The following is a 25,334-nucleotide window of genomic DNA, read 5'->3' on the forward strand; positions in this document are numbered from 1 at the left end:
GGCCACCGGGAGCGATCCGAGGAAACTATCGAACGGAGGAATGACCTGAACGTGTGGTTGCCAAGGGTGATGGCGCAGGGGAGACTATGTCGTCACTCCTATGATTTCTACGAAGGTTTCTCGCCGCTTTGCCGGCCAAGCGTGTTGCTCTGTCCGCATCGCCGCGGCGATTGCCTTGTCTTTCGGTTTTGCTGGAATTGCGTTGGCGCAGGATGCTGCGAATCAACGGGTGGCTCTTCCCGCACTGCGGCAGGTACTGCCCGTGGGTGGCAGCGCGACGGGCGATCTCCCCGCGTCGCAACCCGTGCCCTTGGTGACGGTGCAGCTGAAGCGCAGCGCGGCGCAGCAGGCTGACCTGGACGCGTTTCTGAAGTCGGTGCAGACCAAGGGCTCTGCGGAATATCACCACTGGCTGACACCGGCGCAGTTTGCGGCGCGCTTTGCGCCTTCCGCTGCGGACGTTGCGCCGGTGACGGCCTGGCTTGGATCGCAGGGGTTGCAGGTTCAGTCGGTATCGGCCGGCGGGATGCGCCTTACGGCCAGCGGCACAGCGGCGCAGGTGGCTGGCGCGTTCCATGTCCGTCTACAGCGGTACGCGCTGCCTGCCGGGGATCGCGTGCAGGTGGATGGCACGCCAACCGTGCCGGATGCGCTGGTGTCTTCGGTGCTCGCCGTGGGTGGGCTTGATCAGACTTCGGCGACGGCTACCGCCGACGCGGTAGCAGGTCTTGAGGCGTCGATTGATGCGAACACCGCTGCGGTGCTGGCGGCCGATCTGAGCGGTGCCAGCGCGAGCGCCGAAGAACTGAACGCAGCGTTGGAACAGGCAGGCGCGCAAGGGCAGACGGTGGTGTTGCAGCACGTCACGGCTCAAGTGCTACCGGCGCACGCGCTGGTGCTGGTGTCGAACACGCATCCAAGCGCCACTTTGGATGCAACAGACGTGACCAGGACCTTGCGGCCTGACTGGCAGGTCGCTCCGGGACTTCCCTCCAACACGCTGCGTGCGTTGCCGGATGCTTCGGCGGTCGATGCCAATGCTCTTACGGCGGCCCTGCAGCAGATTGTGACGAAAGCCGCGGCGCGGCAGGGTGAGGTGGCGTCGACGTTCTACAGGTTGGCGTCCGCCAAGGGTGTCTTCACGCACGCGGACACAACGGTCCCGGTGGGAACGTGGAGTGCATCGGACGGCCTCGGGACGGTGGATCCGATTGCGCTGGTGAAGGCATGGCCTTACGGCGTTACGGCGCCGAACAGCACGACGATTGCGCTCTCAGCCCACGTGGTGACGCACGGCGGGACAATTACGTTGACTGCAACGGTGACCGGCAGCAACGGGACGCCGACGGGGACCGTCAGCTTTGGCAGCAGCCAGAGCGGCACACTGGGATCGTCAACGCTGGATTCTACCGGCACTGCGACGTACACGCTGAACACGCTGGCCGGTGGTCAGTATGGATTCTTCGGCACATACAGCGGCGACAACACTTACGCCTCCACGACGACCAATGTCGATACGGCTACTGTCAATCCAGAGGCCGTGACGATCACGGGTGCACTGTCTTCCGCGACGGCTGTGGGAGGTACCTTGCCGATCCTGGTGACCGTGAAGTCGCCCAGCGGCATTGGTCAGCCTGCCGGGGCCGTCACGGTGAATGCCTATGGAACGAACGTCAGCGCCTCGGCATTCGCGGGCACGCTGGTGGCGACATCGACGGCGGGCACGTCGGCTGCGGCGGTAGCGGTGCCGGCGAGCAACGCTGGTTCATTCACCTTCCAGGCCAGTTGCACGACGGATGCGAGCTTCTCCTGCTATCAGCCTGCGTCGTTCGCGGTGACTGTGGTTCAGGGAACACCGACGGTCACGCTGACACAGGCGGGCACAGCAACGACCGCGACTCTGACGGCGACGGTGGCAGCGCCGGCCGGCAGCACTTCGGCGGCGGTGCCAACGGGCACTGTGCAGTTCCTGGATGGGACGACAGTCCTCGGGAGCGGAACGGTCGATAGTTCCGGCGTGGCGGCGTATGCGGGTGCGCTTGGCACCGGCACGACGCACTCGGTCAGTGCGACGTACCAGGGCGATGCAAATTATGTCACTGCCAGCTCCAACGCTGCGGCTGCGACCAAGAAGACGCCAACGGTGACGTTGGCAATGGCTTCGACGGGCACCTCGTTGCAGGTGACGGTATCCGGCGGCAGCACGGCCACGGTCGTGCCGACGGGCAATGTACAGTTCCTGGACAACACCACGGCGCTGGCAACGGCTGCTGTGGATACGACGGGTGTCGCGTCCTACATGGGCACCTACAGCTCCGCGACAGGGCACACGATTACGGCTGTGTACGCTGGCGACTCGAACTACAACACCGCAACCAGCAACGTGTTGCCGTCAACGACAAAGGCAACGGCGGCCGCGGTCCTGATGCAGACCAGCACCGCAGGCGCGGCGTCTGCGGCATTCCGTGTGACGGTCGCATCAGCCACGACGAGCAGCAACGCCCCCACTGGCAGCGTGCAGTTCCTGGATGGCACGACGGTCGTCGGCAACTCACCACTCACCACGGCCGGCGTTGCAACTTACACTGGCACGCTGGCAACTTCGGTGGCTCACTCCATCACAGCGTTGTACCTGGGTGACGCGAACTTCAACGCGGTGACCTCAAATGCAGTTGCGGTTGCGGCTACGACGTCGCTGATCACCACAACCACGGCACTCACGTCGTCAAGTGGCTATACCGGCGTGTACGGCACAGCCTTGTCACTGATCTCCGTGATCACGCCATCGAGTTACGTCGCAGCGGGCACCGCGCCGACTGGCACCATCACGATCATGGACGCTGGTCTGCCCGTGGGAACTGGGACGCTGAGCGCAGGCAATGCAACGATAGTTGTGTCCACACTCACCGTCGGCGCGCATGCTCTCACCGCGGTTTATGGCGGCGACAGCAACTATGCCGCAAGCACTTCGGCTGGGGTGGCTTTCTCGATCACGCCGCTGACGGCGACCCTTACTGCTTCGATTTCACCGACAGGCTCTGTCGTCTATGGCAACAATGCAAGCATCGCGATCACGGTGACGGCTGCATCCGGCACGGTTGGCCCGTCGGGGACTGTGATGGCCACGATCAGCGGCAGCAATGGCACCTACTCGGCACCGCTTGTCGCGACCACTGGATCGCTCATCAGCACTGCGAACCTTGTGCTGCCAGTGCCGCCGCCCGGTACGTACACCGTCACCGTGAAGTGCAACACAAACCTCGTGTGCAACACGGTGACCCTGTCGTTGACGACGGCAAAAGGCTTCACGACCACCACGATCAACGGCGTCACACCGACCACGCCGCAGGCCGGCACGCCGGTCAGCATCAGCGCGACTGTTGCAAATACGGGGACCGGTTCCGGCGCGTACACCTACTCCGGCATGGTCAGTTTTTATAGCAACAACAAGTTCCTTGGCTCGGGCGCAGTAGTCAACGGTTTGGCGACGGGCACGGTCGTCTTCCTCAGCGCGTCTTCCCAATCGGTCACGGCTATCTACAGCGGCGACGTGAATTGGACAGGGAGTACCTCCGATCCGATCACCGTGACGCCGACACCGATCCCAGCGACGATCGTGGTCGCCTCGAACACGCTCACCGGTATCGTCGGGCAAAATATCACGCTCACCGCCGCGGTCAGCGCCGGCATTACGAACACGGCGCTGGTGCCCAGCGGCACCGTCGCGTTTTACGACACATTCAATGGCATTGTGGTGAATCTCGGTTCTGCGACGGTGCTGTCCAACGGTTTGAACACTGGCTATGCGCAGCTGTCCACCACGGGGCTGCGGCCCGGTTCGCACTCGATCCTCGCCGTCTACTCGGGCGATGCGGTCTTCCTGAAGACGCAGTACAGCAACCTGGTCGTGAATATCGGTGACTTCGCTCTCACCTTTGCGCCCGCGTCGTTGAGCCTGTCGTCGGGCAGCACGGGCAAGGGCGTTCTTACTGTTGCAGGTCTCGATGGCTATTCGGGAGCGGTTGCGCTTGCTTGCACCATGCCTGCTGGCACGGAGACGACCTGCGCCCTGTCTTCTGCGCTCATAAACACCGGCGGCACAGTACAGTTCACCGTGAGCACGACGAAGAACACTGCCTTGCTGGTGCGAACTCTGGCAGCGTCGCGGGTCGCAGGCGCTGCGCTCTTCGGTGGTTTACTGAGCGTTTGCGTCCTGCGTCGCCGCAGACGTGTGGCTGCTCTGCTGTCGTTGCTGCTTGTGGCAGTGATCGCAGGTGGCGGCTGTACCCAGGTGGCTGCCACGGACGACTCGTCCACCGGCACCACGACGAGCACCGGCACACCGCTTGGGACGATCAATCTGACAATCACTGCTGCGACTACGGATCTGGCAGTGAATGCACGGCATACTTATGTCATCCCGGTGACCGTGCAGTAGGGGAGAGACTGTCGCGTCTGGCCTGTCAGGAAGTGTGGGCAAAGGCAGCCGACGGACCCCCGACTGCGTCGGTGTCATCCCCAAGGTCCATGGCCGCGAGGAGGCCGTGCCGCAGGGCGAACACGTGAAGGACCTCGCTGTCCGAAAGAACATCCCCGTGAAGGCTCTTCACAAGTTGATGAACCCTGACGCGGATCTTGCCGCCTTTTTCTTCAGCCAGCTCCAGCGGTTCGACGTGGGGATCGAACTCACTCCATTGCCGAGTCCAATAGGCGCGGATACTCTCTTTCCCGACGATCTTGCCGCCCTCGGAAGCCTTGGGCCAGCTCACATCCTCCGTCATTAGAGCCAGCGCGCTGTCAATGTCACGCTTGTTAAAAGCGGCGTATGCCTGCCGGACAAGAGTTTCCAGGTCTCGCATCGTCTGTTCTCCTTGACGCTTTCTAGGGCGAAGTAGCCTTCTTCGCGGAGGCCTTCTTTGCAGACGCCCTCTTTGCAACGGCCTTCTTCGCAGCAGCATTTACGGGTGCTGCTGACTTCGCGGGAACTGCCTTCTTTGCCTGTGCAGAAGGTGCGGTGTGCTTCACCGCGGCGGCCTTCTTTTCTGCTGTCGAGACGTCCGAAGACCTGTGACGCAGAACGCGTCTCGCCGGCGGGCTTACCTTGTCTGCGGCTGCGTCCTTCGCCTCCGTCGCGGATTTTGCTGCGGCGGAGTGCCCAGGGTTGGGCGATGCCGGCGCCGATTCGGCTGCGGCAAGTTCCATCAGGAGGACTTGTGCTTCCACAGGATGGGAGCCGCGCGGAGGTCGCGTGTACTCGCCGTCCTCCTGCAGCAGCCGTGCCTTCACCGTGTCCGACAGGTATGCCTCAAGAATCTCTTCGCGCAGGCGCTTCTTGAGCGCCGGGGCGGTAACGGGGTAGAGGTCTTCGCAGCGCTCATACAGGTTGCGCGGCATCCAGTCAGCCGATCCGCAGAAGACTTCGCTCTTATCGGCTGCGCCGGTCTTTCCGTCGGTGCCGTTGGCAAACCAGAAGATGCGGCTGTGTTCCAGGAACCGGCCGACGATTGATCGCACGCGAATACGTTCGCTGAGTTTGCGGACACCGGGTCGCAGTGAGCACATGCCGCGGATGATCAGGTCAATCTCCACTCCAGCCTGGGATGCGGCGTACAGCGCGCGGATGGTTTTGCCGTCCAGCAACGCATTCATCTTCGCGACGATGCGCGCGGGGCGCCCGGCGCGGGCGTGCTGCGCTTCCCGGTCGATCAGGTGCAGGATGTCATTCGCCAGGGTGACGGGAGCCACCATCAGCGGCCGGAAGTTCTCATCCTGCGCGTCTGCCGTCAGGTAGTTGAAGACGCGCTGGACGGCACCGGTAATGGCCTCGTCCGCAGTGATCAGGCTGATGTCCGTGTAGAAGCGTGCGGTAACAGAGTTGTAGTTGCCGGTGCCAAGGTGCGCATAGCGGCGGGTCACACCGTCGGGATCTCTGCGCACGAGCAGTGCGAGTTTCGCATGCGTTTTCAGGCCGACGATGCCATGGAAGACCTGCACGCCCGCGTCTTCCAGCGTGCGCGCCCAGCGAATGTTGGAATCCTCATCGAAACGTGCCATCAGCTCGACGACGACGGTGACATCGGTTGTCTGGGCAGCATCCAGCAGGGCCTGGAAGAGCGGGGAATCAGCCGAGGTTCGGTAGAGTGTCTGCTTGATGGCGATGACGCGATCATCCTCCGTTCCGGCCTCGATGAAGCGCTCGACGGCGCGGAAGGAATCAAAGGGATGGTGGAGAAGGATGTCGCCCTGGCGCAGCGTTTCGAATAGGCAGCCGGGCCGGCCATCCGGCAGCGGCGGCGGCATGTAGTCGCGTCCGACAAATTTCGGGAACTTCAGGTCCGGGCGGTCGACCGCGTTCACGATTTCCATGACACGCGTCAGGTTGACCGGCTCTTCTGCGCGGAAGATCTGCCAGCGCTCCAGTTCGAAGTTGACGCGCAGCTGGTCGATCAGCTCTTCGTCGGCACCGGCCGCAATCTCCAGCCGAACGACGTCTCCCTTGCGGCGGTTGTGCAGCTCGGCGCGGACGCTCTCCAGCAGTGATCGCGACTCTTCTTCCTGCAGGTAGAGGTTGCTGTTGCGGGTGACACGAAAGGCAGCGCGTGCCAGCACTTCGTAGCCGGGGAAGAGGCGGGGGACGCGTGCCTGGATCAACTCATGAAGAAACAGGAAGCGGTACGTGCCGTCCGGCGAAGGCAGGCGGACCAGCCGAGGCAACGAGCGGGGAACAGTGACCACACCCAGCATGCCGACGCCGGGAGTACGGCGACCGCCCTGCTTGCGTCGCAGAAGGAGACCGATGCACAACGCCTTGTTGAGAACGCGGGGGAAAGGATGCGTCGGGTCGATGGTGACGGGCGTCAGCAGCGGATCGACCTCGCGGTCGAAGTACTCGTTGGCGTGACGAAGCGAGGCTTCATCCAGGTCGTCCCAGTCCAGCAGCTCCACGCGTTCGTCGCGCAGAGCAGGGATGAGGCTGCGCGTCCAGCAGGCGTACTGTTCGCGGTTGAAGCGGTGCAGCTGGTCGGCCAGGGCGTCCAGGCGCTCCTGCTCGCTCATGCCGTCATCGTCCTCGCCAAGCGGCTTCTGGTAGCCGTCTTCAATCCGCTGCAGGATGCCGGCGACGCGAACTTCGATGAATTCGTCTAGATTTGACGCGGTGATGGAGAGAAACTTGACGCGCTCCAGTAGGGGATTCGTCGTGTCCTGCGCCTCTTCCAGAACGCGGCCGTTGAAGCGAAGCCAGGACTCGTCGCGATTAAAGAACAGGTGCTGGGGAGAGCTGCTGTTCGCTATGCTGCGGGCGGGCTGAGCGGTGCGTTGCGGCGTGGCCTTGGCCCTGGAAGTATTCGCGTTCTTCGGCATGCTCTCTCTTGGATGAAGCGCCCGGCGAGATGGGCGCCTCGATGTCAGATTGTGTGCTCGATAGTACCGGCAATGTGTGAATTCCCGTTGATTTGCACAACGTCCAACTCGTTCGCGTGTTCAGGAATCTATGCTGAAGACAGAAAGTCTTCACATACAAGGGAGTACGACATGCGACCGATCAGTTTTGCAGCGGTAGTTCTTGGAGTTGCGGTTTCCGCAGGTAGCCTGGTGGCGCAGACCGCCAAGCAGGACATGAAGGACGCCGGCCACGACACGGTGACCGCCACCAAGAAAACGGGCCACGTCATCGCCAAGGGCACTGAAAAGGGCTACGACAAGACCAAGGAAGGCACTGTAAAAGCGGCGCACGCAACCGCACATGGCACCAAGGTCGCGGCCAAGGACACCGCTCACGTGACCGAGAAGGGCTACGACAAGACCAAGGAAGGCACCGTAAAGGCCGCTGACGCGACCGCGCACGGCACCAAGGTTGCAGCCCACAAGACTGCCAATGGAACGAAAAAGGCTGCCGACAAGGTCGACGGAAAGTAACGTTTTTGGGTCGTAAACAGAAGAAAGGGGACGCGGATATCCGCGTCCCCTTTCTTCTGCTTCGAAGGCGTTAGATTTCTGCGATTCGTTGCGTTGCACGAGGAAACAGGACAGGTACGGCCAATGCCGAAAGCGTGATCCAGAACAGGTCAGCGCCGAGCAGGTGCAGCACCTGGATCCAGGTCGGCGCCAGTGTCAGTACGTCGGCAATGCCAATGGCCGCCTGCATCCAGAGGTTCAGCATCAGGAGGTTCGCCCCCTTCGAGGCGCCTCCTCTACGCATCAGGACGGCAAGCCAGATGGAACCGGCCACCACAAGGAGCGACGCGGCCGGGTGCATCCAACGCATGCGAACCAGCAGGGGTGAGTTGGCTGCGAAGTCGGCAGCGATTGCTGCGCGTAACGATGCGGATGGAAAGAGCGTGTCGGCAAGCGCTGCGACCGAACCCGTGGCGCCGGTGACGATGCTCGCGAGCAGTGTCAGCACCATCGGTATCCGAAAAGAAGCCGCATTCGCCACCCGCATGCCGCGGCCCAGCAGGACTGCAACGACCGTGGCTGCGGCCAGCAGCAGCATGGTGTTCGTGAAGTGGATCGACTGGACCAGCACGCGAGCGTCCGAGGTGTTCTTCTCGACGTAGTGGCCGAGAACCAATACGGCTCCAAGAGCTCCTTCGATCAGCAGCAGGATGCCGGCCACAATCGACGCGGTCCGCGCCGGGTGGCGCTTCGGTGTGGCATAGAACGTCCAGACGATGAGCCCCACGAACATCGCCGTACAAATGCCGGTGAGCGAGCGGTGAAGGAACTCAATGACGGTGGCCACGCGTTGGAAATGCGGCAGCACTTCGCCATTGCAGAGGGGCCAATGGTCCCCGCACCCGGCACCGGAGGATGTTGCGCGAACCACAGCACCCTCAAGCACCACGATGACGAAGAAAGCCAAGGTGGCCCACGCCCACGCACGTGCACCGCGTCGGCTGCGTTGTTCGTGGACCGCGGGCGTTGTGATCTGTGTTGCCATAGTGGTTTTCCTTGCCTGCTTAGCCGGCAGCAAGTTCCTTGGCGCGTGCTGTGGCGCGTTTAACAGCCTTGATCAATGTGACGCGGAGGCCGCCCTCTTCAAGTTCGAGAATGCCGTCGACGGTGCAGCCGGCCGGGGTGGTGACGGCGTCCTTCAACAGGGCAGGGTGGTAGCCCGTCTCCAGCACCATGCGCGCGGAGCCGTAGGTGGTCTGCGCGGCAAGCATGGTGGCGACGTCGCGCGGCAGGCCGACGTTGACGCCGGCCTCAGCCAGTGCCTCGATGATGATGTAGATGAACGCAGGACCGGAGCCGGAGAGACCCGTGACGGCGTCCATGTGCTTCTCATCCACAACCACGGTGCGACCGACCGTACCGAAGATGCGCTGGGCGATCGACATCTGCTGCTCGGTGACGAAGCGGCCGGCGCAGAGCGCGGTGATGCCGGCGGCGAGCATCGCAGGGGTATTCGGCATGGCGCGGATGACACCGAGATCCATGCCTGCTGCCTCCTCGATGGAGGCCGTCTTCACAGAGGCCGCGAAGGAGAGCAGGAGCTTCGACGGCGTCAGCACCGGGCGGATGAGTTCGACGAGGCCGGGCACCTGCATGGGCTTAACGCCGAGCAGGATTACATCCGCGTTGCGTGCGGCCTCGACGTTGTCGGTCGAAACTTCCACGCTGAACTGTGCGGAGAGCGCATGCGCACGTTCCGGGTGCGCGACCGTGGCGGTGATCTGCTCCGGATGTAACAGGTTGTTCTTGAGGAAGGCCTGCAGAAGGATGCCGCCCATCTTACCCGCGCCAAGGATCGCAACTTTCACGCCGGGCATGGCCGCAGGTGTGACGGGAAGTTCGTAGTCCAGTGTTTCGTCGCTCATGCTTTTTCTTTGTTCTTTCGTTTGTCGAGATCCGCGAAGAGATCGTTCACGTCGAGTGCGATATCGGTGCCCGGCGCCCGCAGGATCAGATCTTGTTGTCGTTCCAAGCCACCCGGACCGTATACGTAGGCGATCCTTTCCTGGGGATCGATGAGCCAGATGTTGGAGACGCCCATGGTGCGATAGTCGGATAGAACCATGACGGCACGAGCCAGGCGATCTTCTGGACACATAATCTCTACACAGATCACTGGTGGAGTCTCTCCGACTTGCTCATCGGGAAGATCGGATTGAACCAAAGCCACGTCGCAGATGCGAACACGCTTTTCACCAACGATCATGCGGTATTCGAGGATAGGCTCCAGAGCAAAAGAAGCTTCACGCAGGAGAAACCAACTGTAAACGTAGCCCTGTGCCCGCCCGTGATCTTTCTCGCCCAAGTTCCGCTCCTGGATTTCGCCGTCGACTAAATCCACGTCGGGGTGGAAGGAAGTGTGAAGGTACTGCTCCATCGTCATCAACGTAGGTGTCGTCGCCATCAGCTTGCCTCCTTATCAAAAGATTACGCCAGCCGCTGCGTGGCGACTGGCGTTTATCGGGCGAAACGTTCGGTTTACTTCGTTGCCGTCAGGGCGAAGGAGCTTTCCGGGTACCACTCCGGCCGCGGTCCGTTGGCGACGCGAGTGGTGAGTTGCGCGAGGACGACGGTGAACTGGGCTGCTGCAACTTTGTCGACGGGCTGGTTCAGGTCATCGCTCGGCTTGTGGTAACGGGTCTTCACCCATTCGTTGAAGGTCTTCATCTCGGGCGAGTCCGGTGTCCAGCCGAACTTGAATGCGAGAGCGGGAATGCCCTGCTTCACGAAATTCACCTGGTCGGACCGCACAAAGCGGTTCTCGTCAGGCTGCTTGTCGAACTGGACTTCGACGTCATTGCTCTGGAACGCTGCACGGGCGTCGTTGCCCAGCGTGCTCTCTGCCATCCCCTGGACCTCGATGTAGCGCAGCGGGAAGAGTGGCAGGTACATGTCCATGTTCAGGTCCGCGACGATGTCCTGCTTCGGCACCGTTGGTTTGCGGGCAAAGTAGGATGAGCCGAGTTCGCCAAGCTCCTCGCCCGCGAGGGTGATGAAGAGGATCGACCGCTTGGGCTTTGTCTTCTGCGCCATGAGGATCTTCGCGCATTCGATGACGGACGCGCTGCCGGAAGCGTTATCCATGGCGCCGTTATACAGGTGATCGCCTGCACCTTCGCCGCGTACGCCCAGGTGGTCCAGGTGCGCGCTGACGACGACGTACTCCTTCTTCAGTTTCGAGTCTGAACCCTCCACCATGCCGATGACGTTCGGCGCGCGAAAGGGCGTTCCTGCAACGGATGTCGTAACCGTGCTGAGGGTGCCGGAAAGTTTGAAGCTTGGTATCGGCATACCGGCCTTTGCCAGTGCCGTCAGTTCGGCTGGCGTATGACCCGTGCCGGCGAAAAGCTTTGCGGCGCCTGCGTCTGTCAGAGTGCCGACGACCTTGATGCCGGGGAGGCTTTCGAGTGATGGGTCAGAGAAGTACAAAGCGGAGGGAGCAGGTGCGGGTCCTTTTGCGGGTGGCGCATCCGCGGCCGCCGGGCGCGGCATTGCGATCTGAATCATGCCGACGGCGCCTGCGGCCTTCAGCGCTTTCCAGCGCTGGTCGTTGCTTCGGCCATAGGCGCGCTGCGGCCCCAGAAGGTGCTCCGGCGGGTAGTTGTAAAAGACGACGATGCGGCCCTTCACGTCGGCGTCGGTGTAGTTGTTGATGTGTTTGGCAGGGATGCGCAGGCCGTAGCCGATGAAGGCCAGAGGAGCTTCTACCGCGGAGTTTTTGAGCAGCGGAGTAAGGTACACATCCGTGCCAAGCGTGAGCGGCGTGGAGGCGCCCTGATGCTTCAGGACCGCGCTGGATTTCTCCAGATCGAGCGTCATCGGCTGGAAGTCAATCTGCTGTTTGTAACCGTCCGTGCCAGCGGGTTTCAGGCCGATGGCCTTGAACTGGCTCTCGACGTAAGCCACTGCAGCGTCGTAGCCGGGGGTGCCGGTGCGACGGCCCTGCAACTTATCGTCGGCCAGGTACTGTACATGCGACCACCAGGCGGCGGCAGGCTCGCTCCAGTCCGTACGCTCACTGAGCAGCGGGATCTGCGCATGGGCGGCCAGTGTGAGGGAGAAAGAAACGAGCAGGGCGGCGGCGGTTCGGCGCATCAGAGAAGGTCTCCAGAAGTCACAAAGGGATGGGGCCATGGTAAATCCACCGGCACCATCCCCAGTTTGTGAACTTCCTTAGACCGCGGCTTCTTACGCCGAGATCCTACCGCTTGCCGAAGACCTCGCCCATGCGACGGATCTGCGCGCCAACGCCGCGCAGCTTTTCCTCAATGTGCTCATAGCCGCGGTCGATGTGGTACACGCGGTCCAGAATCGTTTCGCCATCCGCGACCAGTGCAGCTAGTACCAGCGATGCGGAAGCGCGGAGGTCGCTGCACATGACGGCAGCAGCCTGCAGCGGCGTGCGGCCGGTGATGGTGGCGGTGCGGCCGTGGACACGGATGTCCGCGCCCATACGCGACAGTTCGCTGACGTGCATGAACCGGTTTTCGAAGATGTTCTCCGTCACGCTGGAGGTGCCTTCCGCCTGCGTTGCCAGCGCCATGTACTGCGCCTGCATGTCGGTCGGGAAACCGGGGTACTCGACGGTGGAGATGTCAGCAGCCTTCAGCGATCCACGGCCTTCGCTGCGGACGCGGATATTGTCCTTGCCCACGTCCATGCGGACGCCACACTCCTCCAGCTTGCTGATCACAGCGGCCAGGTGCGCGGGGTTGCAGCAGTCAACGTTCAAATCACCGCCCGATATGGCGCCCGCGATAAGGAAGGTTCCGGCCTCGATGCGATCCGGATTGATGCGGTGACGCACGCCGAGCAGCTTGTCGACGCCCTGCACGCGGATGGTGGAGGTGCCGGCGCCTTCGATCTTCGCGCCCATACCAATCAGCATGGCTGCCAGGTCGGTGACTTCCGGCTCCTGGGCGCAGTTCTCCATGACGGTCTCGCCTTCGGCCAGAGTCGCGGCCATCAGCAGATCTTCCGTACCGGTGACGGTGATCTTGTCAAAGACGATGTGTGCCCCCTTCAGGCGCTCCGTGCGTGCTTCGACGTAGCCGTACTCCTGAGTGATCTTGGCGCCCATCGCCTCAAGGCCCTTCAGGTGCAGATCGATGGGGCGATCACCGATGGTGCATCCGCCGGGCAGCGCGACACGGGCCATACCGGTGCGGGCGACGAGCGGTCCAAGCACCAGCGAGGACGCACGCATGGTCTTGACGATCTCGTACTTGGCCTGGGGGTCGCTGAGCACGGCGCACTGAATGGTGGTGCGATGCTGTGCGCGGCCGTAGCCCAGCTCGACCTGCGCGCCCATGGCTTCCAGCAGCTTGCGCTCGGTCTCGATGTCGCGGACCTGGGGAATGTTTTCCAGCACAACCTCGTCTGCGGTAAGGATGGCCGCAGCCATGCAGGGAAGTGCCGAGTTCTTTGCGCCGGAGACCTTGATGGTGCCGAGCAGGGGATTCCCGCCGCGGACGACAAACTTATCCATCGTTCGAGTTTACGAAAGAGTTACGAGGAAGATAGGTGCCGGGGGAGGTACTTTTCACACTGTTTGCCGTGCAACCCTGACATTGCAGTGACTTGAATCGGCAGAATGCATTGCGACGCCTTTAAATCTGTCCAAGGACTGCTGTCTGTAGGGACGAAACGAATCGTAAGGGCACGGCTTCAGCCGTGCCCTTACGATCCCACTCTATGGTGATACGGCCTGCGCCGTGGATGCGGATCGGCTTCATTGGTCCAGGACAGACGCCTGCAAACGGAATAGCGGTTAGACGGCTGGAGCGCCCGCCTTTTCGCGGGACTTTTCGTGGTGCATCTGCTTGAGCTGCTTCATCTGGTCGGGCGTCAGGATGTTGCTCATCTGCATGCGGGTGCTTTGGGCTATGGTGCGGCGCTGCTGTTTGCGCTGTGCCTCCGTCAGCGTGGTGTCGGCGCTCAAGGCCTCCATCTTGCTACGACGGTCGGCCAGAATCGGCTCCAGCTTTGCCGTCTGATCCGGGGACAGGCCAAGCTGCTGACTGATCTTCTGGGCAGCTTTGTGTGGGTCGTGTTTTCCGGCGTGCTTTGCCATGGGCGCTTCGTTCGCCTGTTGCGCGAAGGCCGAGGTTGCGGTGACGGAGAGTGTGCTGACAGCGAGAACGAGGGCGGCGAGGGACAGTGTGCGTTTCATCTTCGAACTCCTTGCGGCGGCGGTCAGGCCGCACTGCATTCATAGACACGCAGCGCAGCGATGGTTGCGCGCAACTTTCCATCGCTGCCGGGTTCGTGCAGCACTTTGCTGTAACTTGAAGGCATCAACACAAATTCAGAATGGGTGTGCTTCGCGGGCTTCAGTACTTCTGCGCGCGCATCGGGAGATTGCAATGAATCGACGGAGATTTCTTGGCAGCACGGCATTGGCAGCGGCGGCAGCACCGGGATTTCTCTACGGCCAGCGGCCTGAGACGCCCGCAATGCCTACCGGTGCTCTTCCGCCGTCGATTGCAGCGCTGAAGAATCGCAGGTCTGAAGCAAAGCCCATTACGAATGAAGAGCGCGCCGCACGTGTCGCTCGCGCGAAGGAACTGATGGCGCAGCAGGGCATCGCCGGGCTGGTGATGGTGGGTAGCACGTCGCTGGTGTATTTCACGGGCATTCGGACAGGAAATAGCGAGCGCATGTTTGCGTACGTCATCCCGGCGAAGGGGGACGCCTTCATCGTGTGTCCGTACTTCGAGGAAGAGCGTATGCGCGAGCGGCTGACGACCACTCCCGGTGGCGATAACACGCGCATCTACACCTGGAAAGAAGATGAGAGCCCTTACGCGCTGGTGAACAAGGGGCTTGCGGATCTGGGTCTACGCACGGGCAAGATCGGCGTCGAGGAGAAGACGCCTTACGTCTTTGCGAACGAGATCGCCAAAGCATGTCCCGGCATGCAGATGGTGGATGCAACGCCCGTAACCGCAGGCTGCCGCATGATTAAAAGCCAGCACGAGCTGGACCTGATGCGCCTTGCAAACCAGGTGACGCTGAAGGTGTATGAGGCAGCGTGGAAGGCCGGCCATCCCGGCATGACGACCGAGCAGTTCAGCAATCTTATGGGCGTTGCCTATATCCAGTCAGGCTTTCCAGGCTTTTCAAGCTGCGAGACGGGCATCTACAGCGCGCTGCCCCATGGTTCGATCAAGCCGCAGGTCATCAAGGAGAACGACATTGTTCTGATCGACGATGGCTGCACCGTCGAGGGCTATCCCGCTGATATTTCGCGCACATGGGTCTACGGCAAGCCGACGGACAAGATGCTGAAGGTATTTGACGTGGTACACGCGGCGCAAGCCGCTGCGGCTGCCGCCGCGAAGGCCGGCAATGAAGCACAGATGGTCGACACGGCGGCCCGCGACGTCATTACCAAGGCCGGTTTTGGACCGGATTACAAGACCTTCACACACCGGCTGGGCCACGGCATCGGTATGGACGGGCATGAGTGGACGTACCTGGTCCGTGGCAACAAGACCATCCTGCAGCCGAACATGACCTTCTCGGACGAGCCAGGTATCTACCTGAAGGGCGAGTTTGGCGTGCGGCTTGAGGACGACATGATCATCACCGCAAATGGTGGTGAACTGTTCACGCCGCAGAGCCCATCGCTGACGCAGCCGTTTGGGTCGTAATTCTTCTCTCATGTTTTGAAGGTATGAAGGGCGGCCACAACATCCGTGGCCGCCCTTCCTTGCTATGGCGCAACGGTCGCTTTGCGCGGCATAATGGCAACATCCTTTGAGACGCCTTTGGCCCAGAACGTTCTTCGCGCAGCTGGTCCTGGGAACGATCCTGGTCCAGACCTTGATGCTGGGCGTCTTCCTCACCTGGGTGGTGATCTCGCAGCGCAATCTGGCACAGGAACGCACCAGCGCGCGCATTGCCGGTCAGCTCCAGCGCCTTTCGATGGCCAGCGCGAGGCAGCTGGCGCGAGGCGATCTATCGAGCCTGCAGGACATCCTTGAGCTCGCGGAGATCGCACCGACCATTCAGGCAACGCGGTTGACCGACCTGGCAGGCAAGACGCTTGCGGTTAGCAACGCCGGTCGCGATCGCGGACTGGACGCGCAGGAGCTCAAGGTGCTGCCAACTGCCACGACGCAGCAGATCTTCAAGATCAGGAATGGCCAGCCGGAGGCTGTTACACCAGTCCTTTGGAATGGCAAGGCGATCGCCCTGTTGTGGCTGGAACCGAATCCCTCCATTTCGTTCAGTACGGCAAATACCGTTGCGCGCATCGCTCTGACCTATGGAGCGTTTGCCCTGCTGGCGAACCTCCTGCCCATCTTCCTGTTTACGCAGGCGATGACGCGGCCGCTGCGCCGGCTGAGCAGCGCCACGCAGAGTGTCGTTCGTAACGCTGGGAGAGAGGATGTCTTTCCCTTGCCGGTCACTACTGCGAACGAAGCCGGCGTGCTGACAGTGAACTTCAACACGATGGTGCGTGAGTTGGAAGAGCAGCGCAGCGGTCTGCTGGAGACACTGGCGCTGCTTGATTCCATGCTTGGAAATGCACCCATCGGATTCGCGTTTTTCGACAGGGATTTTCGTTTCGTCCGATTGAATGGATTCTTTACAGAGATGTCCGGTCAGACACATGCGGCGCACATCGGTGCTCGGGTCGTCGACATTCACGCGGGTGACTTCGGACGCCATCTGCAACGCTGCGTGGCTGCGGTCTTTCAGAACGGGAAAGCCATGCGTGATGTCGAGCTCGCCGCGGAGCCGACGGGCGACGGCATGCCCCGCCGTACATGGCTGATGAACTTCTATCCCGTTCGCACGCAGGCCGATGCGGTGCGCTGGGTAGGTGTCATCGTTTCGGAGATCACGGACCGGCTGGCCGCGGAAGAGAAGCTGCGCAAGACCGAGAAGCTGGCAGCGGCGGGGCGCTTGGCCGCCAGCGTTGCGCACGAAATCAATAACCCGCTCGAGGCCGTTACGAACCTGCTCTACATCCTTCGCCATCACCAGCCGATGGACGAACAGGCGGTGCTCTACATCGAGATGGCGCAGGGTGAGCTGGCGCGTGTGGCCGAGATCACGCAACAGACCCTCCGCTTCTACCGGCAGTCCGTCTCACGCAGCCGGACGGACATCGCCGAGGTGATGACCTCCATCGTGACGCTCTATCAGCCACGTATGACAGCAGCCCGCGTCACCGTTGTGAAGGACTTCCGCGAAGGCACGGAGTTGCTCTGCTTCGGCGGTGAGATCCGGCAACTGCTGGCTAACCTGATCGTCAATGCCGTCGATGCCATGCAGGCGGGCGGCATCCTGTCGCTGCGCGCTCGTCATGGCAGCGGACGGCTGCAGGACGGCGCGTGGGGGGAGGGCGTGCATGTAAGTGTGGCCGACACCGGCATGGGGATGTCGCCGCAGACCATGGCGAAGATCTTCGAGGCCTTCTTCACGACCAAGCAGGCTACGGGAACGGGTCTTGGACTTTGGGTCAGTGAAGAGATCATCCGCAAGCACGGTGGCAGCATCCGCGTGCGCAGCCGCCAGGGCGAGCACAGCGGCACCTGCTTCTGGATGTTCTTTCCGTACGCTGCGGCTGTCGATGGGAAAGCCGTGGAGACTGCCCCGGCTAGCAGCCTTTCGAACTGACCGCGACGCTATCCCCTTGATGTCTGTGCGCCCCGCCGTCCTGTTGCAACAGGGCCTGTCAGTCTCGATCGAACCTCCGCGAGGTGCGAAGGGATTATGGAGACGCGCCCGCGCAGGAAAAAGGCAGGGCCTGAGCCCTGCCTATCAACACCGTTCCTTATGGCCCGGCTTACAGCTCCAGGGCAGTGTTCTCGATAGCACGCCGCACGTTACCATCTGACTTCTGCAGGCGGCGAACCGCCTCCATCTTGTCGACATTTGCCTTGAGCATGACAACGGCGATGGGGATCGATTTGCCGGCGGATTTGATGGTTCGAATCGCCTGTTCGCGGTCGACGCCGGTAACACGCTGCAGCACGTTGATGCCGCGCTCTACCAGCTTTTCGTTCTTCATGTGCACGTTCACCATCAGGTTGTCGTACACATAGCCGAGCCGCGTCATCGCGCCGGTTGTGATCATATTGGTGATCATCTTTTGCGCACTGGATGCCTTCAGGCGGGTCGATCCGCTGATGACCTCAGGGCCTACTTCGGCCACGATGGTGATATCCGCGGCGTCTGCCAGTCTTGTGCCCACGTTGCAGACGATGGCAGCGGTCTGTGCGCCGCGAACGCGAGCGTACTCCACCGCGCCGACGACGTAGGGCGTACGGCCCGAAGCCGAGATGCCGATGACGATGTCCTTGCGTGTGGGGCGGCGCTTCGCGATGTCGCGCTGGCCCATGTCTGGCGAGTCCTCATTGACGTCGGCCGCGCTGGCAAGCGCTTTCGGACCGCCGCACATGATGTATTGCACCTGAGCGGGCTGCGTTGAAAAGGTAGCAGGGCATTCTGCAGCGTCGAGCGATGCGATGCGGCCCGATGAACCTGCGCCGACGTAGATGAGGCGACCGCCATCGCGAAGACAGCGCGCTACTACGTCAATGACCTGGGCGATCTCTGGCAGAGCCTTCTTCACGGCCGCACTCACCTTTGCGTCTTCCGCATTGATGATGCGCGCAATCTCCAGGGCCGACTTGGTGTCGAGCCCTTCGGAGGCTTCATTCTGCCGCTCCGTGGCCAGGGTGCGGATGCTCTGCGTCTCACGCAGGGCCGGTTTGTGTGTTTGTTCTTCCATCATCAAAGTTGCAGGCATGGATCTCCGTCCTTCGCCACGGGGCCAATTCTATTCCAACGGCCGTACGATGCACGGACTTTCCTTGGAGATACCCGGAAGAAACACCAGGAATTATCTTACGGATATCAGACATATGCTCCTTTCGGGGGATTTCATCGTCTTACATTACAGTTGAGTGCAGAGCCGTGAACGATCCGCAAGTAACAGATCCGCATCCCTTTGACCCGGCAGCCCCACCTGCGGTGGCCGCACCGCGACCGGCTACCTCCCTGGGATGGCTGCGCGATGTGCTTGCTTCTGTGGCGGTCTCCGTCTTCATCATCCTGTTTCTTTACCAGCCGGTCCGCGTGGAAGGCACCAGCATGGTGCCGATGCTGCAGGATCAGGACCGCCTTTTCATCAACAAACTTGCTTACCGCATGGGCGATGTCCGCCACAGCGACGTGGTCGTCTTTCACTATCCGCGCGACATCACGAAGAGCTACATCAAGCGCGTGATCGCGCTACCGGGAGACCGCCTGCGCATCGATCACGGCCGCGTTTATGTGAACGACGTCAAGCTGTCCGAGCCGTATGTGCCGGCGCGCTATGCGGACGAACGTTCGCAACCGGAGATGCTTGTCCCCGCCGGCGAGTACTTCGTGATGGGCGACCATCGCTCTATCTCCAGTGATAGCCGTGACTTCGGGACGGTGGACCGCGGACTGATCTACGGTAAGGCGAGCTTCGTCTACTGGCCCTTCGATCAGGCCGGCGCGGTCCACTAAAAGCGATACGAACCTTCGCTGAGTCCGGCACCGTGTTCGCACAACGCCGCCTTGCTCCCTTGCGTCACACTATCAATAGGCATTTCGCCCCTGGAGTTTCCATTGAAAAAATTTGCCAGCAGTCTGCTTTTGATGATCACGCTGTTCATCGTCGGCAGCGCAGTTCTGCCCACAGTGGCCAACGCGCAGCCGCGCCGCCGCTACCATCACCGCTACTACCGTCACCACCGCCCTTACCACCGCGGCTATCGCCGGTAGGTGTCATCGGGCTCATGGCCTGAAGAGACAAGAAAGCCCCGCCATTCGGCGGGGCTTCTCATTTGAATGGGCTGCTTTTACTTGGGGTGGGTGTGGATGATCTTCGCAAGGGATACCGGATCCAGGCTCGCACCACCGATAAGTAGGCCGTCAATGTCGGGCTGCGCGAGAAGTGCCGCACTGTTCTCGGGCTTCACGGATCCGCCGTAGAGGATCCGAGTCTTCTCGGCGACCTCCAGATTGAAGACCCGCGCGAGTTCGGCACGGATGATGGCATGCACCTCATTCGCTACTTCGGGGCTGGCGGTTGACCCGGTACCGATGGCCCAGACAGGTTCATAAGCGATCACAAGCGTTTTGGTGCTGGCCGCGGGGAGATTGGACAGCGCGGCACCCATCTGCGCCATCAGCGTGTCCTTTGTGAAACCGCCCTGGCGGTCCACCAGCATTTCGCCGAGGCAGACGACCGGCGTCAGGGAATGTGCGATGGCGGCCTTCAGCTTCAGGCTGACATGCTCATACGTCTCATTCGCATAGAGCCGGCGCTCAGAGTGACCGAGCAAAACATGCGTCGCGCCGATGCTCGTGAGCATGGTGGGCGAAGTCTGGCCGGTGTACGGGCCTTCGTTCAGCCAGTGCATCGTCTGTGCGCCTGCCTGGATATGCGTACCGCGGACACGGTCAATCACCGTTGAAAGCGATGTGGCCGTGGGAAAAATTACGATTTCGGACGCTTCGTGGTCATGAACCTTCGGGAGAAAGGCATTCAGGAATTCGAGCGACTCCATCGGAGTCTTGTACATCTTCCAGTTTGCCGCAATGATTTTCTTACGCATCGTTTGGTCCCAGCCTCTCTCAATGCGGCAGCTTATGCGAGGCGGCAGTAACAGGCAACCCTGTTGCTGCCGCCTCGCGCGGTTGACGATTACTTTTGCGTGAGCGCCGCGACACCCGGCAAGGTCTTGCCTTCCAGGAATTCGAGCGAAGCGCCCCCACCAGTGCTGATGTGCGTAATCTTATCCGTCACGCCGGCCATCACAGCGGCAGAAACACTGTCGCCTCCACCGATGATGCTGGTGGCGAACTCATTGTCCGCAACAGCATGTGCGACAGCCATGGTGCCCTTTGCGAAGGCAGGCATCTCGAAGACACCCATCGGACCGTTCCACACGATGGTGCGCGCGTCCTTGATCTCCTTGACGAACAGCGCAACGGACTTGGGTCCGATGTCGAGTGCCATGAGGTCTGCAGGGAAGTCTTCTGTGCCGTCGAAGGTGCTGGTCGTCGCGTCGGGTGCGAACTTGTCCGCGAGGATGTGGTCGACGGGCAGAAGGAAGCGCACGCCCTTCGCCTCGGCTTTTTTCAGCGCGGCTGCGGCGACGTCGATCTTGTCGGCTTCCAGCAGGCTCTTACCGGTCTTCTGGCCCTGAGCGTTCAGGAAGGTGTAAGCCATGCCGCCGCCAACGATGATGGCGTCTACCTGGTTCAGCAGGTTGTCGATGACATCGATCTTGTCCGACACCTTCGCGCCACCGATGATGGCGACGAAGGGCTTGTCGGGCGTGGTGAGCGCCTTGCCGAGATAGTTCAGTTCCTTATCCATCAACATGCCGCTGGCGCTCTGCTTGACGAAGTGCGTGATGCCTTCGGTGGAAGCGTGCGCGCGGTGTGCTGCGCCGAAGGCATCGTTCACATAGACGTCAGCGAGCTTCGCGAGCTGCTCTGCAAAGGCTGGATCATTCTTCTCTTCTTCCTTGTGGAAGCGAAGGTTTTCCAGCAGCAGTGCCTGTCCATTCTCTAGTTTAGAGACAAGCTCTTCCGCGATCTCGCCGACACAATCGGGAGAGAAGGCGACGTTGCGCGATTCGCCCAGGTCGGCGTCCAGCAATTGGCGAAGACGATCGACGACAGGACGGAGGCTCATGCTCTCAACGCGTTCGCCCTTAGGACGGCCCAGGTGTGCGGCGAGGATGACCTTCGCGCCGGCGCGCAGCGCAAACTCAATGGTCGGCAGCGTCTCGCGGATGCGGGTGTCGTCGAGAATCTCACCGCCATCCTTCGAGAGCGGAACGTTGAAGTCGACGCGGATGAACACGCGCTTGCCATGCAGATCGAGGTCACGGATTGAAAGCGTTGCCATGTAGACAGGATACCGCTGCGGCCGCAGAGGCCGGGCGGCTATCGCGCGAACGCGAAGGCCCCCGCGGTGAGCGAGGGCCTTCGGTAGTGTCGCGGGATGGGCCGTCGCTATCCCTGGTTGGGAGAGACAACGCGGTAGCTGGCGCCACCATTCGACCAGACCAGCAGAAGCACGCCCTTGCCATCCGGCACGCTCTTGATGTTGCTGGCGAGCTGATCGGCGGAGTTAATGGGCTTGCGATTCACCTCCATGATGACGTCGCCAGGCTGCAAACCCGCGTCTTCAGCCGGACTGCCGGGACGCACCTGAGCAATGGCTGCGCCATTGACGCTGGAGGGGATGTTCATCTGCTGCCGAACGTCCGGCGTCAGATCGCTCATGGCCAGGCCAAGCTTGCCGCCATTGCTTGGGCCGCTTTTGTTGCTGTCATTGCCTGCCACCTCGCCGTCTTTCTTGTACTCACCCAAAGCCACGTTGATGCTTTGGCGCGATCCATTGCGAAGGATGCCGAGGCTGATCTTCGTGCCGGGAGTGAGTTGCGCCACCTGTACCTGCAGGGCGCCACCGTTTTCGACTGGCTTGCCATTCACGCTGGTGATGACGTCGCCATTCTTCAAGCCGGCATTACTGGCGGGAGAACCCGGTGTCACCTGCGAGACGATGGCTCCCAGCGCCTGGTCAAGATTGAAGAACTGCGCATTCTGCGGCGTCACGTCGTTCATGGCGATGCCCAGGTAGCCATGGTGCACGCTGCCGGTCTTGATGATCTGGTCTGAGATCGCCCTGGCTGTTGCAGAGGGGATCGCAAAGCTGGCACCGGCAAAGCTGCCGCTGTTGGTTGCGATCATCTGATTGATGCCGACCAGCTCTCCGTGAGCGTTGACCAGCGGACCTCCGCTGTTGCCGGGATTGACGGCCGCGTCTGTCTGAATGAGGCCACCGGGCGTGCGGGCATCGCTGGAGAACGGCGCTGCACGGTTGACCGCGCTGACGATGCCGCGCGTGACGCTGAACTGCAGCACGCCGAAGGGACTGCCAAACGCGAGCACGGTCTGGCCGGGCTGCAGCTTGCTGGAGTCGCCCCATGAGATGGCCGGCAAATCGTGTGCGTCAACCTTCACTACGGCGATGTCGGTGAGTTTGTCGGTACCGACGACCTTGCCCGTCAGTACACGACGGTCATGCAGCGTTACCTTGATCTGCGTAGCGCCTTCCACCACATGGTTGTTGGTGATGATGTACCCATCTGGCGAGATGATGACGCCCGATCCAACACCGTGGCGAAGTTGCTGTTGCTGCGGCATGGCGCCGCCGCGACCGAAGCCACCGCCGTTGCCGAAGAACTGACGTAGCTGGGGCGGCAGATCCGACGGGTCGATGCCGCGCTGTGGGGTCTGGGCCTCATCGTCGTCATCGGTGCCGCGGCTGGTGACCGCAACGTTGACGACGGCTGGCGTGACGCGCGCCGCGAGAGTCTCCATGTCATGGTCGAGCGCAGCAAGGGATGAGACGCTCTGGTCGTCAAGCGCCGAAGCGGAGATTGCGTTGGCGTGCACGCCGGTACCATGAAAAAACATGGCAGAGCTGAGCACGGCTACAGCGGCAAGGCTGCTGGGAAGGGCAAAGCGACGAGCCTTTGTGCTGGCATTAACTAATGAATTAGTAGCTTGGCGCATGGTGGTGTTTTCTCCTGGTAATGCATTGGGTGCTAAAGCTCGATGAGGATCCAGCCGTTGCGTACGGGGACGGCGACGTAGGGAGTGATGAAGTCGGTTGTGACGAACCGGACGGGCGCGACGCCATCGTCAGTTGAAGGCTCTGCCGAATTTGTCTGCCGAAGGTTGTTTGCCAGTGCAGTGTGGACGAAGCGGACAGCCGAGTCGCTCTGCGGGGCCCGTCTCACCGCGTCCGCGGAGATTCTGCGTAGCGAGTTCTCATGCGCGTTCGCAGCGCGATGACGAGTCCTTGATGGTGTCTTCACAGGGAATACAGCGGGCACCATCGGGACCGCGGTCGACGTGCCAGTGGCTGATGCTTTCACCATGGTGGCGGCGAGTGCAGCCGGCACCGTGGTGATCTCGGGAACCTGCGTGGTGGCGAAGCTCATGGGGGCGTTCGTAAAGCGGACGAGCTGTGGCGCGTGCGCAAGTCCCGCGGAAACCGTCAACAGAAGTACGGCACCGGTCGCACCGGCAGCGCGTGTATGCCAGAGTGTGCAGGCCGGACGTTGTGCGAGCAGCGCATACACGCGCTGGGTCAGCTCTGACTTGCGGCCCCAGGCAGCCAGGGCCAGACGAAGGCTCCTGCGATGCATGCGCTGTTCTGCAAGCTTTGTGAGTGATGCTGCGTAGGCGAGAGGTTCGGCTGTCGACGCGACGACTTCCGCATCGCAGGCGAGTTCGCGCTGGATGCCGATGCTCCGGTTGAGCCAGTGCAGCGCCGGGTTGAGCGGCACCAGGACAAGCCCGAACTGCAGCAGCAGGTTGACCCAGTCATCGCGACGGCGCAGGTGCTCGCATTCGTGCAGGGCGATCTGGTGCAGATCGTTCGACGAGAGTTTCGGAGCGAGCCAATCCGGCAGCAGCAGCACGGGCCGGAAGAAGCCGAGGATAGTGGGGCTATCAACCTCCGACGAGACGCAGAGGAGTGCGCGGCGGCCACCGGCCGGAAAGCTGTCACTGCCAGCAATCACGATAGGAGTGGCGTTGCGGCGTACCCGCCGCAGGTGCAGCCAGGCCGAAGCGAGATGAATGGCGCGCACGGCCGTTGCGGCGATCCAAACCATGACGATGGCTGAGGCGATCCACGGGGCCGCTTGTAAGGGCGACGACCCTGTAGGAGATGTGGTCACGCGTCGTAGCGACGGCAGCCAGGGAAGTAAGGCGGTCACGATGAAAATGGCGATGAGAAGGGTATGCCGAAGGGCAGGCGAGGCCTTCGGCGTAAAGCGCAGCAGGGCAGATGCCAACAGCGCTAGAGCTGCGCCCTGCCACAGACCGGCGATGCAGCCCGTCGCGAGAACGGTTGAGAGATGTACGAGGGCAGGGGTCATTTCGCTGCCTCGTTCGCGCCGGACTTCTGAGCGGCCTCTGCCTCGGCGATGGCCCGCTTGAGTCGCGCCAACTCGTCGGAGCTGACGTCCCCCTCGCCGAGCAGTGCAAGCATCAGGCGCTCGCGGCTGTTGCCGAAGAAGCGGTGCATCACATGGCGCACCTCGTGCTGCTGCGCATCCTGCTCCGCGACACAGGCGGTATACAGGAAGGCGCGGCCCTCCTGCCGGTGCTCGACGTAGCCCTTGGTTTCGAGGATGCGGATGGTCGTCAGGACCGATGTATAGGCGAGGCGCGACTCCTCAGGCATGGCCGAGACGAGGTCCTGCACGGAGCACTCGCCGCAGGTCCAGAGCAGGCGCATGAGCCGGAGTTCGGCTTCGGTCAACGTATTGGAGCGGCGCGGCGGCATT

General features: G+C 61.8%; 20 protein-coding genes. 6 read left to right on the top strand and 14 right to left on the bottom strand.

All coding sequences use genetic code 11. The features are described from left to right. The first annotated feature begins 229 nt into the window (after positions 1-229). Positions 230-4,438, top strand: coding sequence for an Ig-like domain repeat protein (locus BLW03_RS17695; RefSeq protein ID WP_212733233.1), 4,209 nt, complete (start codon positions 230-232; stop codon positions 4,436-4,438). A 25-nt stretch (positions 4,439-4,463) separates the two neighbouring features. On the opposite strand, the gene BLW03_RS17700 is transcribed toward BLW03_RS17695, so the two are convergent. Together BLW03_RS17700 and ppk1 are read right to left on the bottom strand one after the other, a co-directional pair. Next, positions 4,464-4,859, bottom strand: coding sequence for a nuclear transport factor 2 family protein (locus BLW03_RS17700; protein ID WP_074655335.1), 396 nt, complete (start codon positions 4,857-4,859; stop codon positions 4,464-4,466). A 22-nt stretch (positions 4,860-4,881) separates the two neighbouring features. Continuing rightward, positions 4,882-7,362 carry a polyphosphate kinase 1 gene (gene ppk1 / locus BLW03_RS17705; RefSeq protein ID WP_083350621.1) on the bottom strand — a complete coding sequence of 827 codons (2,481 nt, stop codon included), beginning with the start codon at positions 7,360-7,362 and terminating at the stop codon, positions 4,882-4,884. Positions 7,363-7,533: 171 nt separating this feature from the next. Between ppk1 and BLW03_RS17710 the strand changes: the two genes are divergently transcribed. Next, the gene (locus BLW03_RS17710; protein WP_074655336.1) at positions 7,534-7,917 is read left to right on the top strand and encodes a hypothetical protein; all 384 of its coding nucleotides are present in this window, start codon (positions 7,534-7,536) and stop codon (positions 7,915-7,917) included. Positions 7,918-7,987: 70 nt separating this feature from the next. Here the strand turns inward: BLW03_RS17710 and BLW03_RS17715 are convergent, their stop codons facing one another. The 6 genes from BLW03_RS17715 to BLW03_RS17740 all read right to left on the bottom strand — a co-directional run bounded on the left by BLW03_RS17715 (position 7,988) and on the right by BLW03_RS17740 (position 14,128). Then, complete coding sequence (locus BLW03_RS17715; RefSeq protein ID WP_074655337.1) at positions 7,988-8,941, bottom strand: COX15/CtaA family protein; 954 nt, start codon at positions 8,939-8,941, stop codon at positions 7,988-7,990. A 19-nt stretch (positions 8,942-8,960) separates the two neighbouring features. Then, entirely contained in the window at positions 8,961-9,821 is an 861-nt protein-coding gene (gene proC, locus BLW03_RS17720; RefSeq protein ID WP_074655338.1) for a pyrroline-5-carboxylate reductase, read from the bottom strand. Next, positions 9,818-10,360, bottom strand: coding sequence for a Uma2 family endonuclease (locus tag BLW03_RS17725; RefSeq protein ID WP_074655339.1), 543 nt, complete (start codon positions 10,358-10,360; stop codon positions 9,818-9,820). Before BLW03_RS17725 ends, proC begins: the two co-directional genes overlap by 4 nt. Before the next feature lie 74 nt (positions 10,361-10,434). Then, a complete protein-coding gene (locus BLW03_RS17730) occupies positions 10,435-12,051 on the bottom strand; it encodes a M28 family peptidase (protein WP_083350622.1) in 1,617 nt (538 codons plus the stop codon). 106 nt (positions 12,052-12,157) lie between these two features. Next, positions 12,158-13,444 carry a UDP-N-acetylglucosamine 1-carboxyvinyltransferase gene (gene murA, locus BLW03_RS17735; protein ID WP_074655341.1) on the bottom strand — a complete coding sequence of 429 codons (1,287 nt, stop codon included), beginning with the start codon at positions 13,442-13,444 and terminating at the stop codon, positions 12,158-12,160. 282 nt (positions 13,445-13,726) lie between these two features. Continuing rightward, complete coding sequence (locus BLW03_RS17740; RefSeq protein ID WP_074656123.1) at positions 13,727-14,128, bottom strand: hypothetical protein; 402 nt, start codon at positions 14,126-14,128, stop codon at positions 13,727-13,729. 193 nt (positions 14,129-14,321) lie between these two features. On the opposite strand from BLW03_RS17740, the gene BLW03_RS17745 reads away from it, so the two are divergent. Then, positions 14,322-15,611, top strand: a complete 1,290-nt coding sequence (locus tag BLW03_RS17745; RefSeq protein ID WP_074655342.1) for a M24 family metallopeptidase — start codon at positions 14,322-14,324, stop codon at positions 15,609-15,611. A gap of 106 nt (positions 15,612-15,717) precedes the next feature. Then, a complete protein-coding gene (locus tag BLW03_RS17750; RefSeq protein WP_074655343.1) occupies positions 15,718-17,589 on the top strand; it encodes a sensor histidine kinase in 1,872 nt (623 codons plus the stop codon). 169 nt (positions 17,590-17,758) lie between these two features. Here the strand turns inward: BLW03_RS17750 and murQ are convergent, their stop codons facing one another. Next, positions 17,759-18,724 (bottom strand): N-acetylmuramic acid 6-phosphate etherase, encoded by a 966-nt coding sequence (gene murQ, locus BLW03_RS17755; protein ID WP_083350623.1) that lies wholly within the window; start codon positions 18,722-18,724, stop codon positions 17,759-17,761. A 224-nt stretch (positions 18,725-18,948) separates the two neighbouring features. On the opposite strand from murQ, the gene lepB reads away from it, so the two are divergent. Together lepB and BLW03_RS20720 are read left to right on the top strand one after the other, a co-directional pair. Then, the gene (gene lepB, locus BLW03_RS17760) at positions 18,949-19,473 is read left to right on the top strand and encodes a signal peptidase I (RefSeq protein ID WP_074656124.1); all 525 of its coding nucleotides are present in this window, start codon (positions 18,949-18,951) and stop codon (positions 19,471-19,473) included. A gap of 102 nt (positions 19,474-19,575) precedes the next feature. After that, positions 19,576-19,731, top strand: a complete 156-nt coding sequence (locus tag BLW03_RS20720; RefSeq protein ID WP_170835076.1) for a hypothetical protein — start codon at positions 19,576-19,578, stop codon at positions 19,729-19,731. A gap of 77 nt (positions 19,732-19,808) precedes the next feature. On the opposite strand, the gene tpiA is transcribed toward BLW03_RS20720, so the two are convergent. The 5 genes from tpiA to BLW03_RS17785 all read right to left on the bottom strand — a co-directional run bounded on the left by tpiA (position 19,809) and on the right by BLW03_RS17785 (position 25,333). Continuing rightward, on the bottom strand, positions 19,809-20,567 hold the full coding sequence (tpiA, locus tag BLW03_RS17765; RefSeq protein WP_074655345.1) for a triose-phosphate isomerase: 759 nt from the start codon (positions 20,565-20,567) through the stop codon (positions 19,809-19,811). An 89-nt stretch (positions 20,568-20,656) separates the two neighbouring features. Then, positions 20,657-21,871 (bottom strand): phosphoglycerate kinase, encoded by a 1,215-nt coding sequence (locus BLW03_RS17770; RefSeq protein WP_074655346.1) that lies wholly within the window; start codon positions 21,869-21,871, stop codon positions 20,657-20,659. A 107-nt stretch (positions 21,872-21,978) separates the two neighbouring features. Beyond that, complete coding sequence (locus BLW03_RS17775) at positions 21,979-23,547, bottom strand: trypsin-like peptidase domain-containing protein (RefSeq protein WP_074655347.1); 1,569 nt, start codon at positions 23,545-23,547, stop codon at positions 21,979-21,981. A gap of 32 nt (positions 23,548-23,579) precedes the next feature. Then, positions 23,580-24,923 carry a M56 family metallopeptidase gene (locus BLW03_RS17780; RefSeq protein ID WP_074655348.1) on the bottom strand — a complete coding sequence of 448 codons (1,344 nt, stop codon included), beginning with the start codon at positions 24,921-24,923 and terminating at the stop codon, positions 23,580-23,582. Then, positions 24,920-25,333: a BlaI/MecI/CopY family transcriptional regulator gene (locus tag BLW03_RS17785; protein WP_074655349.1), complete on the bottom strand. Its 414-nt coding sequence runs from the start codon at positions 25,331-25,333 to the stop codon at positions 24,920-24,922. Before BLW03_RS17785 ends, BLW03_RS17780 begins: the two co-directional genes overlap by 4 nt. Position 25,334 lies beyond the last annotated feature (1 nt).

The organism is Terriglobus roseus, from assembly GCF_900105625.1.
GTDB lineage: Bacteria > Acidobacteriota > Terriglobia > Terriglobales > Acidobacteriaceae > Terriglobus > Terriglobus roseus_B.

Bases quoted from the DNA above. Each gene is read 5' to 3' on its own strand.
- tpiA (WP_074655345.1), bottom strand. From the start codon at position 20,567: ATGCGTAAGAAAATCATTGCGGCAAACTGGAAGATGTACAAGACTCCG.
- BLW03_RS17770 (WP_074655346.1), bottom strand. From the start codon at position 21,871: ATGGCAACGCTTTCAATCCGTGACCTCGATCTGCATGGCAAGCGCGTG.
- ppk1 (WP_083350621.1), bottom strand. From the start codon at position 7,362: ATGCCGAAGAACGCGAATACTTCCAGGGCCAAGGCCACGCCGCAACGC.
- murA (WP_074655341.1), bottom strand. From the start codon at position 13,444: ATGGATAAGTTTGTCGTCCGCGGCGGGAATCCCCTGCTCGGCACCATC.
- BLW03_RS17740 (WP_074656123.1), bottom strand. From the start codon at position 14,128: ATGAAACGCACACTGTCCCTCGCCGCCCTCGTTCTCGCTGTCAGCACA.
- murQ (WP_083350623.1), bottom strand. From the start codon at position 18,724: ATGCCTGCAACTTTGATGATGGAAGAACAAACACACAAACCGGCCCTG.
- BLW03_RS17745 (WP_074655342.1), top strand. From the start codon at position 14,322: ATGAATCGACGGAGATTTCTTGGCAGCACGGCATTGGCAGCGGCGGCA.
- BLW03_RS17785 (WP_074655349.1), bottom strand. From the start codon at position 25,333: ATGCCGCCGCGCCGCTCCAATACGTTGACCGAAGCCGAACTCCGGCTC.
- BLW03_RS17780 (WP_074655348.1), bottom strand. From the start codon at position 24,923: ATGACCCCTGCCCTCGTACATCTCTCAACCGTTCTCGCGACGGGCTGC.
- proC (WP_074655338.1), bottom strand. From the start codon at position 9,821: ATGAGCGACGAAACACTGGACTACGAACTTCCCGTCACACCTGCGGCC.
- BLW03_RS17715 (WP_074655337.1), bottom strand. From the start codon at position 8,941: ATGGCAACACAGATCACAACGCCCGCGGTCCACGAACAACGCAGCCGA.
- BLW03_RS17710 (WP_074655336.1), top strand. From the start codon at position 7,534: ATGCGACCGATCAGTTTTGCAGCGGTAGTTCTTGGAGTTGCGGTTTCC.
- BLW03_RS17725 (WP_074655339.1), bottom strand. From the start codon at position 10,360: ATGGCGACGACACCTACGTTGATGACGATGGAGCAGTACCTTCACACT.
- BLW03_RS17730 (WP_083350622.1), bottom strand. From the start codon at position 12,051: ATGCGCCGAACCGCCGCCGCCCTGCTCGTTTCTTTCTCCCTCACACTG.
- BLW03_RS17700 (WP_074655335.1), bottom strand. From the start codon at position 4,859: ATGCGAGACCTGGAAACTCTTGTCCGGCAGGCATACGCCGCTTTTAAC.
- BLW03_RS17775 (WP_074655347.1), bottom strand. From the start codon at position 23,547: ATGCGCCAAGCTACTAATTCATTAGTTAATGCCAGCACAAAGGCTCGT.